This is a genomic window from Actinophytocola algeriensis, assembly GCF_014203735.1.
Taxonomy (GTDB): domain Bacteria; phylum Actinomycetota; class Actinomycetes; order Mycobacteriales; family Pseudonocardiaceae; genus Actinophytocola; species Actinophytocola algeriensis.
Genome location: NZ_JACHJQ010000003.1, coordinates 28,932 through 41,545 on the forward strand (window position 1 = coordinate 28,932; position 12,614 = coordinate 41,545).

Consider the following 12,614-nt stretch of genomic DNA (forward strand, 5'->3'; position numbering starts at 1 on the left):
AGTGCTGGACGAAGCATTGGGGCGACATCCATGTCTGGGCCATCCACGTCACGGGCGTTCGCGGCTCTTTCGTCTGCGCTGCCGGCCGCGGCGGCCGGTAACGGTGACAGTGCCGGTGACGACGTGGCCGTCGGCTATCTCGTCGTGCGTGCCTCCGGCGCCAGCGCCGCACGGATGGCGATCGACGCGCCGACCGTCGCGGCCCGTGAACCGGCGCAGATCCAGCTGGTGATGCGGGCGTCGCTGCCGAAGTACGTGCCGGCGCGCGGCGTCAGCCTGTCTTTTCCGGAATGCGCGCTGCGGGCACGGCCTGCCGGTCGCAGCGGCACGGTCATGCTGACCGTTTCGACCGCGAAACTGTCGATCAGCTTCGCGGAGCTGCGGCCGCTGATGTTCCGGCCCGTCCCGCTGGACCGGTCACTGCAGACGTTGTTCGCGGCGGCCGTGTCGCACCTGCTGGTGGTGTCGGGTTCCCTTGACCCGCACGGGATCAAGCCGTACCTGACCGGGCTCGCGGAACTGGTGCTGCGCAGCGCGCTGCGCACCGAGCTGAGCCGGGCGGACGCGATCGCCACCCGCCGCCGCGATGCCGTCGCCCACATCAAGGAGCACCTGTCCGACCCGGCGCTGACCGCGGAGCGGATCGCGGAGGCGCTGTTCATCTCGCGGCGGCGGCTGTACCAGTTGTTCGACGACGGGGACGGGGTTTCCGGCCGCATCCGGCAACTGCGGATCGACCGCGCGAAAGAGCTCCTCGGCGATCCGGCACACGCGAACCGCGGCATCGGGGAAATCTCCAAACAATGCGGATTCGCGAACGCCGCGCACTTTTCCAGGACATTCCGGAAAGTGGTCGGGGAAACACCCCGGGACTACCGGGACAAACTGCTGACCGACTCCGCGAAATCCACCGACGACACCAGCTGACCCAGCACGGTCGCCAGTTCGAGCCAGCCGCGGCCGGTCGTGGAATGCAGGGTGAACACGGCCATCCGCCTGCCGTCGGGCTCGATCACCACGGCCTGTAGCTGGGCGCCCGCGGTGGGCGCGGCGGACAGCAGGATCCGTTCCGCGATCACCACCGGGTAGCCGCGGGTGGTGGTCGACGACGTGACCTCGCGGATGTCCTGCCCGTCGCCGTCGGACAGGTGGTGCGCCAGCTCCGCCGCCGCGTCCGGACCGAGCGGGGTGTCGGCCGTGACGACCATGCCGACGAGGATCGCCGGGTCGGCCTGCGCGTGCGACGCCACGGCGACCAGGCCCGCGCCGTTCTCGTGCGCCAGCTCCGCCGCGTCGCGCGCGGCGAGCGCGACGCCGGGGTCGTGTGCCGACTCCGGGCCGCGGACGGACACGAGCAGCTCGGTCAGCGCCGTGGCCGTCGCGTCGACCGAGTGCATCGACACCGGGGTGATCCCCGGGATGGCGGCCAGCTTCACGACTCGCTCAGCGGGGTCTCGCCGAGCACCATCAGCTCACCCGTGCCGCGCAACGGCTGCGCGGCGGCGACCGCCATGACCCCGGCCGGTGGGGTGGCGAACGTGCCGGGGGCCACCAGCGCGGCCAGCGACGCGGACACGCGGGACGACCGGTTCAGCACCCCGGCCAGCGCGCGGATCGCCTGCCGGTCGTCCGCGGGCTCCGCACCGGTGTCGAGGGCCGCGGCCACGTCGTCGGCCGCTCGCTGGTGCGCGCGCTCCAGGTCCCGTGCCTCCGCCAGCACCTCCCGGAGCGCCGACTCGGCGGTGGCGACCCGGTCGGTCGCCGCGGCGACGTCGACGCTCGCACTCGCCGCGGCCGCCGGGGTGGCGGCGAGGTCCAGGGTGTTCTGCCGGTCCTGCAGGGCGTCGCGGGCGTCGTCGAGCGCGCGGCGGGCACGCAGGGCACGCGCGTCCAGGTCCTCGGTGCGCCGCTTGTTCGCGGCGAGGGTCTCCGCCCACTGCTCCAGCACGGGGAGCGCGTCACGCAGCCTGCTTACATCCTCGGCCGGCACCTGCGCGCGGAACGCGTCCGCGGCGGCCCCTTCCCAGGCCGCGGTGTGCCGGGCCGCGGTGCGCACGGCTGGCCCGACCGACGCGAGCGCGTCCGCCGCCGCCCGCAGCTGCGTGATCGTCTGCGCGACCGCGTCGACGCTGCCGGGCGCCGGGTCGAAGCCGAGTCCCCGGTAGGTCACCACGGGCCCTGATCGAACCGGCTCGCCGCGTCGCTGTCCAGCTCGGTGTAGGTGTCACCGACCTGGCGCACCGACTCGGACAGCCCGGTGACGGTGGCACGGGCGCGGGCCACGTCCGACGCCGCGCCCGCGAGCAGCGCACCGACGACCGCGCCCAGCCTGCCCGGGCCGACGTCACCGGCGGGGGTGAAGTCGATCTCCAGGTCGTCGGCCGCGGCCCGCAGCACCGCCTCGGCCGCGGCGATACCGGGCAGGTCGGCGGCGAAGCCGGTCACGCGCCGAACACCGACGGGTAGGCGGGTGGCAGGTCGTCGAGGAAGTCCACGCCCTGGTCGTACTTGTTGCGGTGCTCCTTGTCCTCGTCGCCCTGCGCGCCGTGGCCGAACGGCATGCCGCCGAAGGCACCCGGCCCGCCGGCACCGCGCGCGCCGTTCGCCATCCCGGCCGCGCCCGCCGCGCCGCGGCCCGGCACTCCGCCGGCACCCGCGAGTCCGCCGGGGCCGCCGTAGCCGGGTGAGTTGCGGACGATGTCGGAGCCGCCGGAGCCGAGGCTGCCGAGCCCACCGCCGTACCCGGAGCCACCGCCGTACCCGGGCCCACCGCCGGGGCCCACGGAGGTGGACCCGCCGCCGGTCAGGGATGGGACGTAGCTCGAGGCGGTCGTGGTCGAGTTCCCGCCGGCGCCGACCGGCGGCGGCGTGGTGGTGTGCTCCGGCGGTGTCGGTGTCCCGTCCGGCGTCGGGTCCGGTGCCGGGTGGGGCGTCGGTGTCCAGGTGTCGACGCCCTGGTTGGTCGTCGCGGCCGCGTCGGAGAAGTGCGGCATCGTGTCGTGGACGTCCTTCGACTGGCCCTCGTAGGCCTCCATGACGGCCACGGCCTCGGCCTTGCGGGCGCGGGCCTCCTCGTGGCTGACCATGCCGTCGGACAGGAGCTGCTTCAGCAGGATCGCGGTGCTCGGGCCGCCCGTGCTGGTGACCGTGTAGCCGTCGCGGAAGTTGCGTTCGGCGGTCGCGAACGCCGGGTCCGGCATGTGCGACTGCGCGCGGCCGACCGCGTCGGTGTAGGACGACATGCCCTCGGCGATCTTGCTCGCGGTCTGGCTCGCGGTGCCCGCCCACTGCATGAGCCGCGAGTTCGACGCGGCCGAGTTGACCGCGGCCTGGCCGTGCCACGCGCCCATCAGGCGTTCCATCACCCGCTGCACGTCGCTGGTGGTCGCCTCGATCTTGCCGGCGAGCGTGCTCCACTGCGCGGCGCGGGACGACATGTCGCCGACGTTCGCCCGGTGGATCATGTCGAACAGCTGGTCGTGCTGGTAGGCGTCCCAGTTGACCTTGCCGAAGCGGCCGGGCCGCCGATTGCGCTTGCGCTTCTCGCGCAGGTCGTCGCGCCGCTTCTTGGCGCGCTCGGACCAGCCGTGCACCTCCCGCCAGGTCTCGTGGCGGCGGTCGCGGTCGTAGTCGTCGGGGACGTTCATCAGGAAAGCTCCTCCAGCTGGCCCGCGTGCGTCCGCAGTTGGTCGACCGTGTCGTTCTCCACACCCTCGTAGGTGGCGAGTGTCTGCAGGATCGCGGTGCGGACCGAGATCAGCTCCTCCATGTAGTCGAGCAGCGCGGTCTGCACGCCGCCCTCCAGGTCCGCGCGGTCGAGGAACGCCTTGCGCATGGGACCGGTGACCGGGCTGGTCCCGTCGCCGAGCGGGCCGGTCAGGTCCGCGGCGTCCCGCAGGTGGGCCAGCAGGTCGTCGTGCAGGCGCGCGAGGTCGCCCTCGGCCTGGCGCAACGTGGCGAAGTCGGCCTCGATGCCGTCCAGGCCGACGCCGGTGACCCCGTGCCGCACGTTCCCGAAGGAGGCCACACTCGGCAGGAACTGGATGACGTCCTGCTCCCGGTGCTCCTTCTGCAGCCTTTTGGCCTCGGTGAGATTGTCGATCCGATCGCCCGCCATGGGCTACCTCCACCCCGATCCTGCCGTCCCGGGCACCAGCCTGGTCATCGCGACCGGCCGTGAACAGCAATTCCAGCACAGAGTGCACGGCTGGACACAACAGTCGCTCAACTGAACAAGCCATCCGGCAGGAGGAGCTGCGCGAGCCGGTCGGCCAGCGCGGAGCATCGCTCCAGCTCGGGGCCCACGATGTCCAGCACAGTGACGTCATCTTCGTCCACCCGGCCATTGCAGCCGGTCGACGGTGCCGTGTGGACAACTGTTGCACCGGTGGTCACGGGGGCGACTCATCCGGACAACACGGTGCCCGATCTAGGCTGAACGAGTGAGTCGCGTACCCCCGAAGTGGCCGCCGGTCGAGGTAGAGCACCCGGCGCCGCACCCGGACGCCCCTGAACAGGGCACCAAGCTCGGCCCCCACTACGCCCACTGCTTCGGCTGCGGCGACGAGACCGAGGGCGGCCTGCACCTCCAGACCGAATGCGGCCACGACGCGACGATCATCGCCCAGTTCCACGTCACCGACGCCCACCAGGGCGCGCCCGGCCTGGCCCACGGCGGCCTGCTGGCCTGCGCGTTCGACGAGGCTCTTGGGTCGACGGTCGGCCAGCTCCTGAGGAAGCCCGCGGTCACCGGTAAGCTGGAAACGGACTTCCTGCGCCCGGTCCCGGTCGGCTCGACACTGCACATAGCGGGCAAACTGGACGGCGTGGCAGGCCGCAAGGTGTACGCGAGCGCCGACGGCAGGCTCGACGCCCCCGACGGCCCGATCGCCCTGCGCGCCAGGGCCCTGTTCGTCATCGTCGACTTCAGCCACTTCACCGAGCACGGCACCGCGGACCCACGCGACGTGCATCCCGACCGCGACATCAACCCGTAGAGGATCCGCATGTTCGGCGTGATGCTCAGCGCGCTGGTCGCGCTGATGCACTGGTACATCTGGAAACGGCTGGTCAAGGACACCTTCAGACCCGGCCGCGCCCGCCGGGTGCTGACGGTCGTGACGATCCTCATGGCCCTGCTCGTCTTCGCCACGCTCACACTGCCGCGCCAGATCGGCGTGGACGCGTCGCAGTGGTTCGCGTGGCCGGGCTACATCTGGTTCGGGCTGATCGTGTACCTGTTCCTGATCCTGCTCGTACTGGAGGTCCCGAGGCTGGCACTGCGGGGCTGGGTCCGACGGAAGCCGTTGGAAGCGACGGCGACCACCCCGACGCCACCCGCGCCGTCGGCGGACCGTCCCGCGGAGTCCGCCGCCACCGCTGACGTCAACGCGTCCGGCGATCCGGTTCCCGCGCCGTCCGGCCCCTCTTCCACGGATCCCGCCCCCGTCGTCGAGTCCTCTCCTTCTTCCCCTCCCGTCAGCAGCAGGCGGCTCTTCCTGGCGCGCGGCGCGGCCGTGGTGGCGGGCGCGGCGTCGGTGAGCCTCGTCGGCGTCGGCATGGCGAACGCGCTCGGCCCGCCCGACCTGCTGCGCGTCCCCGTGCGGCTGCCGAAGCTCGATCCCGCGTTCAACGGTTTCCGCATCGCGGTCGTGTCCGACATCCACCTGGGCCCGATCTCCGGCCGCGCGCACACCGAGCGGATCGTCCGGATGATCAACGAGACGTCCCCGGACATGGTCGCGATCGTCGGCGACCTGGCCGACGGCACCGTCGACGAACTGGGCCGGGCCGCCGAACCGCTGCGGGACCTGTCCTCCCGCGAGGGCACGTTCTTCGTGACCGGCAACCACGAGTACTTCGAGGAGCCGTTCGTGTGGCTGCGCGAGCTCGACCGGCTCGGCCTCCACTCCCTGCGCAACGAGAACACGGTGATCCGCCGCGGCGGGGCCGCCTTCGACCTCGCCGGTGTCAACGACATCTCGGGCCGCATGGTCGACGACGGCCCGGACTTCGACAAGGCCCTCGCGGGCCGCGACTCGTCCCGCCCGACCGTGCTGCTCGCGCACCAGCCGGTGCAGGTGTCGGAGGCCGCCGACCGCGACGTCGCGTTGCAGCTGTCCGGCCACACCCACGGCGGTCAGCTGTGGCCGTTCCACTACATCGTCGGCATGCAGCAGGGCGCCGTCGCCGGTTTGTCCACTGTGGACAACACGCAGCTGTACGTAACCCGGGGCGCCGGCTTCTGGGGCCCACCGATCAGGATCGGCGCACCCCCGGACATCACGGTCATCTCACTGCAGGCCTAGGACGCGCCCAGCCGCTCGCGGAGCTACGTCAACGTCCGCGGGCGGATCGAGTTCGCCTTGTCCACCAGCTCGTAGCGGTGCTCCGGGTCGCTCGTCAGGCGGGCCAGGGTGCGGTAGCAGCGTTCCAGGCCGAAACGCAGGTCGCGTTCCGTCAGTTTGCAGCCCAGCACCACACGGTTCGCCGACTCGCCCGGCGCTCCAGGACGTCCCGCGCGCACCCACGCGTGCGCGGCCTCCAGCACCTCAGCGGACAGCGTGGTACCGCGTTCCGCGTCCAGGGACAGGCGTTCCAGCCTGCGGGCCGCGTCGTGCAGGTCCTGTTCGGTCAGGCGGGACGCGTCGTCCGCGCGGGTCTTGATCTTGATGGCCGCCACCTGCGCCGCCACATGGTGGCTCGACGTGTCGGGAACCGCTTCCAGCACCTCGATCGCGCCCGCGCGGGCGCCCTGCGCGAGGTACACGCGGGCCAGGCCGAACGCCGCGCTCACCCACGCGCGGTCGGTGCGCCACACCAGTTCGTAGTACCGCGCGGCCAGGAAGTAGTTGCGCGCGTACTCGGCGCTGACCGCCAGCGCGAGCTTCGGCGGCACCTCGCCCGGGACGGCGTCGTAGACACGGTCGAAGGACGCCGACGCGTCCGCCGGCCTGCGGGTCGCGATCGCGATCAGGCCCTGGTACCAGTCCGGTCGCCAGTCCGCCGGGTCGGTCGCCAGGCGCCGTGCGGCCTCCAGCTCACCCTGCGCGGCACGCAGGTCACCCAGTTCGAGGCGGGCCCGCACCATCCGCAGCCGGACCTCGATCGAGTCCTGCGGCGCGGACTGCAGCGCGGCCACCATCTCCGCGGGCTCGGTCGCCGTGATGCTCGCGAGGGTGCTCGCCGCGTGGTCGTGCGTGTCGACCATGGGCAGCGGCAGGATCGACGCGACTTCGAGCGGGTCGGGCGACGGCAGCGTCCCGCGCTCGCCGACGACCATCCCGGAGCCGAACGTCCGCGTCTCCAGCGCGTACACGTTCGACACACCCGGCCGCGGCCTGCCGGTGCCGAGCGCCATCACCTCGCGCAGCACACCGGTCAGCTGGTCGGCCATCTCCTCGGCGGACGCGAACCGCTGCTGCGGGTCGGTGTGCGTGGCGCGCTTCAGAACCCGGTGGTACGAACCGAAAAGCGCGAACAGCGGCTCTTCGTCGGGCCCGGGCAGCGTGTACTTGTGGCGGGTCGTGTAACCGGCGAACTCGATCGACAGGACGGCGAGCGTGCGGCCGACCGTGTAGATGTCGCTCGCGATCGACGCGCCTTCCGTCGCCAGCTCGGGTGCCGAGTAGCCGAGGGTGAAGAACAGCGGCGACTCGTAGTCGTCGGTCTGGCGGACCGCGCCGAGGTCGATCAGCTTGAGCTGCTCACCGGCCTGGATCACGTTGTCCGGCTTGAGGTCGCAGTACAGCATGTCGATGCTGTGCAGGTACCCGATCGCGGGCAGGATCTCGAGCCCGTACGCGATGACCTGCCCGATCGGCAGCGGTTCGGCCTTGCCGGTCTCGCGGTGGTGTTCGAGGGCGAGCTGCCGCAGCGACTGCCCGCCGACGTACTCCATCACGATGTAGCCGACCTGGTTGCCGGTCTTCGGGTCCGGGTGCTGGACGAAGTTGTAGATCCGGACGACGTTCGGGTGCTCCACCTCGGCGAGGAACCGCCGCTCTGCCACCGCCGACGCCATCGACGTCGCGTCCCCGGTGTCGATCATGCCCTTGAGCACGACCCACCGGTCGCTGACGTTGTGGTCCTTCGCGAGGTAGATCCAGCCAAGGCCACCGTAGGCAAGACAGCCGAGGACCTCGTACTGCCCGGCGACGAGGTCACCGCGGAACAGGCGCGGCCGGAAGTTGAAGTAGGTGCCGCAGGTCGCGCACTCGCCTTCGGTCTCACCGGGCTTGCCGTCCCTGGCGCGACCGACCTCCGCACCGCAGTTGCTGCAGAACCGCTTGTTCTCGGACACCGCGGGATCGGTGAGCACGGCCGACGCCGGGTCCTTGACGGGAACGACCGGCACCTCGACCAGCCCGGCCCCGAGCCGGCCACGCCCGGACGTGCGCGACGACGTGCGCCGCCCCGTGCTGGGGAACGACTGCGACCCGGTGTTGAGCGGACTGTCGCCGCGCGTGGGCGGCGGCGAGTCGGGGTGCTTGGGCGGCGGCTCGACGCTGTGCGTGACCGGCGACTCGTCGAGAACGCTGGTGGGCAACGGCTCGTCGGGCCCGAGCGCGGTGGCGGGCCGCACCCCGGGCTGGCGGGGCACCACGTTCGGCACCGGTACGCCCTGCGCCCACTGCATTCCGGGCTGAGGGGACGGCCGGGCACCGGTGCCCGGCCGCGCATAGCCGACGGAAGCCTGGCTGACCGACTGCTGCGCCCACCCACCAGGTGGCGTCTGCGTCCCGGGTCGTTGCCCCGGCTGAGCCCAGCCGGACTGCCCGGTCCCGGGCTGCGAGCTACTCGGCTGCCCGAAGCCGGACTGCCCGATCGGCTGCTGCCCCGTCGGCTGCTGCCCGATCGGCTGCTGTCCCGTCGGCTGTGGCCCTGTCGACTGTGGCCCCGTGTGCTGTGGTCCCGTCGCCTGTGGTCCCGCCTGCCCGCGTCCCGGACCCGGCTGTCCCCAGCCGGGCTGGCCAGGGACCGGCTGGGCCGGCCCACGACCTGGCGCTGACGTGCTCGGTTGACCGAAGTTCGCCTGGCCGGGCGCCGAGGGGCCCGGCGGTTGCGGTCCATGCGGTCGCCCCGGTTGCGACGTACTCGGCTGCCCGAAGCCCGGCTGGCCGGTGCTCCCCTGCTGCGGACCGACGGCCTGCCCCCTGTCTCCGTGACCCGGGTGCGCATCGCCTGGCTGCCCCGGCCCCTGCGGACTGCGGGGCAACGGTGACGGTGACGGTGACGCGTCTTCCGGTTTGCGATGTGCGCCGCGGCCGCGGGAGGAGTCGCCGTCGAGGACGTCCGGGGACGCGAACCAGCCTGTGCCGTCCTCGCCTGCCAGATGTGGGAGGCGGGCCGCACGTTCCTCTGCTTCACGGCGTAACCGGGCCGCCGCCTGTTCCGGGGTCTCGGCCACCGCGATGCCGCACACCTGGCAGTTGCCGTTCACCACCTCGCCCGGGCAGCCGGGGCGGGGACACGAAAGCGCCATCACCAACCCCCTAGTCCTGGTACACCGGTGCCGGCGGCTCCGGACGCGGCTCGCCTGTCTGACCGAGCCACTTGTCGTAGGACCGCGCCCACGTGTCTTCCGCGATGACCTTGGCGAGCACGCCGTTGACGAACTTCACCATGTCCACGTTGGCCTTCGGGATGCCGATGCCGTACGGCTCCTCGGTGAACCTCGGGCCCGTCATCTTCACGTTTGGGTCCTGCGCGACCATGCCCGCGAGGATCGTGTCGTCCGTGGACACCGCCTCGACCTGGCCCTGCTGCAGCATGATCAGGCAGTCCGACCAGTTGTCGACCTGCACCGGGATCAGTTTGGCCGGGTTGGCGGCGATGGTCTTGATGGACGTGGACCCCTTGGCCGCGCACACCTTCTGCCCGCCGAGCTGGTCGAGGGTCGTGACCTTCGACGCGCGGTCGACGAGCAGGCGCTGACCCGCCATGTAGTAGATGGCGGAGAAGTTGATGTCCTTCCACCGTTCGCAGGTGGCGGTCATGGTGCGGACGACCACGTCCACGTCGCCGTTCTGCAGTGCCTTGATGCGCCCCGCGGACGTGACGACCTTGAACTGCACCTTGTTCGGGTCGCCGAAGATCGCCTTCGCGATCTCGCGGACGATGTCGATGTCGAAGCCCTCGAGCGCGTTGGTCGTCGGGTTGCGGAAACCGAAGAGGAAGGTGTTCTGGTCGACACCGGCGATCAGCTGGCCGCGGTCCTGGATGGCTTTCATCGTGGAGCGGTCCGGCATCTGGCCCGCTGCCGGCAACGACGGCTCCGGGCGGAAGCTGGCCTTCGGATCGCAGTTGGGGGTCGGCGCGGTCGCCCCGGACGACGCGGGCGGGTTCTCCTCGGCGCCGACCGGAGTCGGCCGGTTCACCGAGGTGACCTTGGCGAGGTCGACCGGCCGCCCGCCGCCCGCGCACGCGCTCACGGCGAGCAGCAGCGTCACGAAGACCACGCTCGCTCGTACTGCCCTCACCGGTACTCCTGCAGTCGGTCCCTGATCCCCATTGTCACCCCTGCTGCCGCGACCAGGGCCAGCACCGCGACCCCCGGCGCGAGCCCGGTCATCACGTTGCTCGCCGCGCTGGTCTCCTCGGCGAAGTGCTGTCTGCCGTTGCGCAGCGCCTTCATCAGGTTGTCGTCGAGCTGGCTGAACATGGTGGCGGCGCTGGTCTTGGCCGCCGTGCTGATCGCGAGCGACACCGCCTCCTGGTAGGAGCCGCCGTCGTCGAGCTCGCGGACCCGTTTGTGGGCGGCGAGCCAGTCGTCGGCGTTCTTCTGCGCCGCGTCGATCAGGTTCTGCGTCTCCGGGTCCTCGGCCAGGCCGCGGGCCTGGTTCAGCAGGTTGCGGTCACCGTTGCCGCTGATCTCCTCGGCCAGCTTCCTGAACTCGTCCTCGTAGTCGCCGCCGTCGCCGCGCGCGACGAGCGTCAGGGTCTCGTTCGCGCGCATCTTCAGCGCCACGATCCTGGCCTGGACGATCACCTCGACCTGCTCGCTGCCGTGGTCGTGCCCAGCGGACACCCGCGAGGACTCGATCAGGAGCGCGACCGTGCCCCAGATGAGCGCGACGACCACCGCCCCCGTCGCGACCACCAGGCCGACGTTGAGCAGCCGGTTGGTCCGCCGCGTCAGGTACCGCTGCGCGGCGAGCAGCGCACCGAGCAGCACCAGCACCAGTGCGAGGGAGAACCACGGCACCGAGCTCGCGGCGTCCTGTTCCGCGGAGAGCCGGTCGAAGTCGATCTCGTACAGGCGCTGCGCGGCGGGCAGCAGCTCGGCACGCATGAGACCGGAGGCCTCCCGCAGGTACGCCGCACCGGCGGGGAAGCCCTGCCGGTTGTAGGCGCGCGCGGTCTCGACCAGTCCGGTGTAGATCGGCAGCTGCTGGGACAGGACGTTGACCTGTTCCTCCGCGTCCGGCACGCCGCTGACGTCCGCGGACGCCTTCGCGAGGTTCGCACCCGCGGTCGCGATGTCCAGGTCGTACCGCTCCCGCAGCTCGGTGGGCATGGTGCCGCCAGAGAGGAAGGCGCTGGCGGCGGTCGCGTCGGCGTCGGAGAGGGACCGGTAGATCTGCTGTGACGCGGCGGCGACCGGTTCACGGTGGGAGAGCAGGTTGTCGATCGTGTTCTGCTTCTGCTGCATCGCGATCGCGCCGAACGCGCCGGTCAGCACCGCCAGCAGCACGAGGCTCACGCCGATCAGGAACAGCCTGCCCGGCGTGCTGGCCGCGGACTTGCGGACGCTGCGGACGGCCGTCGCGGGCAGGCTGAGAACCCTGCGGGCGCCCGGCGCCGTCGGCCCCTCGCCGACCGGGGTGGTGGTCACCATCGGTGATCCACGGGAACACTCATGATGTCCGTGCCCCCCTCGCGCTACCCGAACCCTGACTCGCAGACGAACTTAGTGCAGCGACGACCTGCGTTGCCACCGAAACGATGACGTCGGTGACCGTCGTGTGGTCACAGCAAGTAAACGGGCACCGAGCGTGACGAAACGTCGCCCGGATGTGTGCTAGCCGCGCGCCGAAGACGTCTGCGAACCTCGAAGCGAGGTGGTCATGGACTGGCTCCGGGACTCGTTCAGCTGGCTCGGCACCGCGGCGTTCGTCGCGGTGGCGGGTTACTGCGTCGCCCGGCTGGTCGCCGCGGCACGGGCCCCGGAGGCGTATCCCCGCCGCCACCGCGCGGTCGACGTGGCGCACGTGCTGATGGCCGTGGGGATGGCCGCCATGTCGTCGCCGGTCGGCGGGCCGCTGCCGATGGCCGCGTGGCAGACCGTGTTCCTGCTGATGACCGCCTGGTTCACCGGCTCGTGGTGGCGATCCAGGGGCACGACCGGGAACGGGTGGCACGGCGGCTGGCACGGCAACGGCCTCCACCACGCGCTCGCCTCGGCCGCGATGCTCTACATGCTGACCGCGATGCCGCACAGCGGGCACGCGGGCGCGCCATGGCTGGCCGGCGGGCCATGGCCCGCCGACGGGGTGGCCGACATGGCGCTGCCGGTGGTCGGGTGGGCGCTGGCCGCCTACTTCCTCGCGTCGGCCGTGGTGGCGGTCGCCTGCGGGCCCGGCCGGCCTGCCCACGGTGCTCACCGCGCCCGT

General features: G+C 71.8%; 13 protein-coding genes and 1 pseudogene. 4 read left to right on the forward strand and 10 right to left on the reverse strand.

What is annotated here, in order from left to right; genetic code table 11:
• Positions 1 to 30: 30 nt before the first annotated feature.
• Entirely contained in the window at positions 31 to 927 is an 897-nt protein-coding gene (locus tag FHR82_RS12405; protein WP_184810540.1) for a helix-turn-helix transcriptional regulator, read from the forward strand.
• Here FHR82_RS12405 and FHR82_RS12410 read toward each other — a convergent pair.
• The 6 genes from FHR82_RS12410 to FHR82_RS12435 form a co-directional block, all read right to left on the reverse strand.
• Complete coding sequence (locus FHR82_RS12410) at positions 873 to 1,436, reverse strand: hypothetical protein (protein WP_184810541.1); 564 nt, start codon at positions 1,434 to 1,436, stop codon at positions 873 to 875. The two genes, FHR82_RS12405 and FHR82_RS12410, sit on opposite strands and share 55 nt — an antisense overlap.
• Entirely contained in the window at positions 1,433 to 2,173 is a 741-nt protein-coding gene (locus FHR82_RS12415; RefSeq protein ID WP_184810542.1) for a hypothetical protein, read from the reverse strand. Before FHR82_RS12415 ends, FHR82_RS12410 begins: the two co-directional genes overlap by 4 nt.
• Positions 2,167 to 2,445 carry a hypothetical protein gene (locus tag FHR82_RS12420; protein WP_184810543.1) on the reverse strand — a complete coding sequence of 93 codons (279 nt, stop codon included), beginning with the start codon at positions 2,443 to 2,445 and terminating at the stop codon, positions 2,167 to 2,169. Before FHR82_RS12420 ends, FHR82_RS12415 begins: the two co-directional genes overlap by 7 nt.
• The gene (locus tag FHR82_RS12425; protein ID WP_184810544.1) at positions 2,442 to 3,647 is read right to left on the reverse strand and encodes a PPE domain-containing protein; all 1,206 of its coding nucleotides are present in this window, start codon (positions 3,645 to 3,647) and stop codon (positions 2,442 to 2,444) included. Before FHR82_RS12425 ends, FHR82_RS12420 begins: the two co-directional genes overlap by 4 nt.
• Entirely contained in the window at positions 3,647 to 4,117 is a 471-nt protein-coding gene (locus tag FHR82_RS12430) for a hypothetical protein (protein ID WP_184810545.1), read from the reverse strand. The genes FHR82_RS12425 and FHR82_RS12430 overlap by 1 nt, the downstream gene beginning before the upstream one ends.
• A gap of 107 nt (positions 4,118 to 4,224) precedes the next feature.
• The gene (locus tag FHR82_RS12435; protein WP_184810546.1) at positions 4,225 to 4,395 is read right to left on the reverse strand and encodes a hypothetical protein; all 171 of its coding nucleotides are present in this window, start codon (positions 4,393 to 4,395) and stop codon (positions 4,225 to 4,227) included.
• 47 nt (positions 4,396 to 4,442) lie between these two features.
• On the opposite strand from FHR82_RS12435, the gene FHR82_RS12440 reads away from it, so the two are divergent.
• Complete coding sequence (locus FHR82_RS12440; RefSeq protein WP_184810547.1) at positions 4,443 to 4,997, forward strand: PaaI family thioesterase; 555 nt, start codon at positions 4,443 to 4,445, stop codon at positions 4,995 to 4,997.
• 9 nt (positions 4,998 to 5,006) lie between these two features.
• Entirely contained in the window at positions 5,007 to 6,308 is a 1,302-nt protein-coding gene (locus FHR82_RS12445) for a metallophosphoesterase (RefSeq protein ID WP_184810548.1), read from the forward strand.
• 23 nt (positions 6,309 to 6,331) lie between these two features.
• Here FHR82_RS12445 and FHR82_RS12450 read toward each other — a convergent pair whose 3' ends face one another.
• The 4 genes from FHR82_RS12450 to FHR82_RS12465 all read right to left on the reverse strand — a co-directional run bounded on the left by FHR82_RS12450 (position 6,332) and on the right by FHR82_RS12465 (position 12,343).
• A complete protein-coding gene (locus FHR82_RS12450) occupies positions 6,332 to 8,638 on the reverse strand; it encodes a serine/threonine-protein kinase (RefSeq protein ID WP_225944007.1) in 2,307 nt (768 codons plus the stop codon).
• 856 nt (positions 8,639 to 9,494) lie between these two features.
• Positions 9,495 to 10,481, reverse strand: a complete 987-nt coding sequence (locus tag FHR82_RS12455; protein WP_184810550.1) for a glutamate ABC transporter substrate-binding protein — start codon at positions 10,479 to 10,481, stop codon at positions 9,495 to 9,497.
• Positions 10,478 to 11,839, reverse strand: a complete 1,362-nt coding sequence (locus FHR82_RS12460) for a GlnX family signal transduction membrane protein (protein WP_225944008.1) — start codon at positions 11,837 to 11,839, stop codon at positions 10,478 to 10,480. Before FHR82_RS12460 ends, FHR82_RS12455 begins: the two co-directional genes overlap by 4 nt.
• 291 nt (positions 11,840 to 12,130) lie before the next feature.
• Positions 12,131 to 12,343 carry a hypothetical protein gene (locus tag FHR82_RS12465; RefSeq protein WP_184811592.1) on the reverse strand — a complete coding sequence of 71 codons (213 nt, stop codon included), beginning with the start codon at positions 12,341 to 12,343 and terminating at the stop codon, positions 12,131 to 12,133.
• On the opposite strand from FHR82_RS12465, the pseudogene FHR82_RS48015 reads away from it, so the two are divergent.
• A pseudogene (locus FHR82_RS48015) lies at positions 12,240 to 12,515 on the forward strand (DUF5134 domain-containing protein); the annotation flags it as partial. The gene FHR82_RS12465 and the pseudogene FHR82_RS48015 overlap by 104 nt on opposite strands.
• Positions 12,516 to 12,614: the final 99 nt, after the last annotated feature.